The 2,385-nt window shown below is 73.7% G+C and carries 2 protein-coding genes; both read right to left on the bottom strand.

Annotated features, from left to right (window positions below; translation table 11 throughout):
• A partial coding sequence (locus EAO71_RS37300) for a M1 family metallopeptidase (RefSeq protein ID WP_147982212.1) occupies positions 1 to 1,225 on the bottom strand: 1,225 nt, incomplete at its 3' end.
• 88 nt (positions 1,226 to 1,313) lie between these two features.
• Positions 1,314 to 2,385: TGS domain-containing protein (locus tag EAO71_RS37295; protein ID WP_147982211.1), on the bottom strand; the 1,072-nt coding region annotated here is incomplete at its 5' end.

The raw sequence follows: 2,385 nt of genomic DNA, 5'->3' as shown, positions 1-2,385 counted from the left end.
GGGACGTGGTGCCCACCGCCGACCGGGAGGTCCTGGAACCCTGGCTCGAGCGCACCCCCGGCCACCTGGAATGGATGGAGCGCCACGTGTCGGAGGCCGTGTAGGCCGCCTTCATGCGCCGCTCCAGGGACTGCTTCGCGGTCTCGTCGGCGTAGAGCGCCTCGTACCAGCTCGCGTGCCCCTCGTTGAGCCACAGGTCGGACCAGGTGCGGGGGGAGACGCTGTCGCCGAACCAGTGGTGGGCCAGCTCGTGGACCATGACCGAGTCGACGTACCACTTCGGGAACGCGGGCTCGGTGAAGAGCCGGCGCTCGAAGAGGGAGAGCGTCTGGGTCTCCAGCTCGAAGCCCGTGTCGGCGTCCGCGATCAGCAGGCCGTAGGTCTCGAAGGGGTACGGCCCGACCTGGCGCTCCATCCATTCCAGGTGGCCGGGGGTGCGCTCGAGCCAGGGTTCCAGGACCTCCCGGTCGGCGGTGGGCACCACGTCCCGGACGGGGAGTCCGTGGGGGCCGGTCCGGTGGACGACGGTGGTGCGGCCGATGGAGACCTGGGCGAGCTCGGTGGCCATGGGATGGGCGGTGCGATAGGTCCAGGTGGTGGTGGCGCCCTGCTCGGTCCGGCCCGCGGGCAGGCCGTTGGCGACGGCGGTCAGCGTGCTGGGGGCGGTGATCCGGAAGGTGAAGAGGGCCTTGTCGGCCGGGTGGTCGTTGGACGGGAAGACCCGGTGGGCGGCGTCGGCCTGGTTGGCCATGGCGAGGCCGTCGGCGGTCCGGACCCAGCCGCCGTTGTCGGCGGGTCCGGTGGGGTCGCTGGTGTGGTCGACGGTGACGGTGAGAGCGTCGCCGGAGCGGACCGCGCGGGCCGGGGTGATCACCAGGTCCTCGCCGCTCGTGGTGAACTCCGCGGGTTGGCCCCCGACGGTGACCGAGGACACCGTGCCGTGGGTGAAGTCCAGGTTGATCCGTTCCAGGTCCTCGGTCGCGAGGGCGTCGATGCGGGTCACGGCCCGGAGCGGCTCGGTGTTCGACCCCGCGTAGGTGAGGCCGATGTCGTAGGCGAGGACGTCGTAGCCGGGGTTGCCGAGGTGGGGGAAGAGGCGGTCTCCGATACCGAGGGGCGCCGGCGCGGGGAGGGCGGCGGCGAGCAGTCCGGCCGATGCGGCGACCACGACGGCGGAACGCAGCCACCGCGCGCGTGGGGGGCGAAGTCGGGGTGTGAGCGGCATGGGCTACGGCTACCAGGGCGCCCGCCGGTCCCCCGGGCGGCGCGCTCGCCCGCCACCCGAAGGAGTCATGCCACCGGGGTCTTCCGGTTCAGTCCTGCGGCGAGGCGGGGTGGCGGGCGCGGCTCACGTCGTACACGCCGGGGACGTCGCGCATGGCCCGCATCAGGGCGGGGAGCCCGGCCGCGTCGGGGAGTTGGAGGGTGTACGTGTGCCGGACCCGCTGTTCGCTGGGCGGCTCGACGGTCGCGGCGACCACGGCCACGCCGGCACCGGCGATGGCCTCGGTGAGGTCCGCGAGCAGATGGGGTCTGCCGAAGGACTCGGCGACGAGCGTGACCCGGCATTCGGCGGTGTCGCCCCAGTGGACGACGACGGGTTCGCGGCCGAGCCGTCTCATCGCGTCGACGGAGGCGCAGCCGGTGCGGTGGACGGTGACGGATCCGCCGCGCACCAGGAAGCCGGTGATCTCGTCCGGGGGTACGGGCGTGCAGCAGCCGGCGGGCCGGACGGCGGCGGTGGCGCTGCCGGGGAGTTCGGCGAGGATCCGGGTGCCGGAACGCCGGTCGGCGGTGACGGACGAGGGCGGCCGGGGGTCGGCGTCGGGGGCCTTCGCGGCTTCGGGGTGCGCCCGCAGCCACGTGGTGATCGCGATCCGGGCGGCCTGGGTGCGGGCGTGGTCCAGCCACTGCGGCGAGGGGCCCGAGGTGGCGTCCTGGGCGAGGAGCAGCTGCACCGTGTCGCCGTCGACGAGCACCGTGCTCAGCGTCGCCAGGCGGCCGTTGACGCGCGCGCCGAGACAGCCGTGGGCGGCTTCGCCGTGCTGGGCGTAGGCGGCGTCCACGCAGCTCGCCCCGGCGGGCAGGCCGAGTGTTCCGCCGTCGGCGCGGAAGACGGTGATCTCCTGGTCCTCGGCGAGGTCGGCGCGCTCGCCGTCCTCGGCCGCTTCGGCGCCGGCGTCGGCCGTGGCCGGGGGCGTGTACGGATTACCGAGGGCGACGACGCCCGCTTCGGCGACCTTGTGCATCTGGTGGGTGCGGATGAGGACTTCGGCGACGGCTCCGTCCGGGGCGGCGACGGCCGTGTGCAGCGACTGGTACAGGTTGAACTTGGGGGCGGCGATGAAGTCCTTGAACTCGGAGATCACCGGGGTGAAACAGGTG

The organism is Streptomyces sp. MS191 (genome assembly GCF_008042125.1).
In the GTDB taxonomy this organism is placed as follows: domain Bacteria; phylum Actinomycetota; class Actinomycetes; order Streptomycetales; family Streptomycetaceae; genus Streptomyces.
The sequence above is the reverse complement of the archived record's forward strand: the minus strand, read 5'-3'. Positions and strand labels throughout refer to the sequence as shown.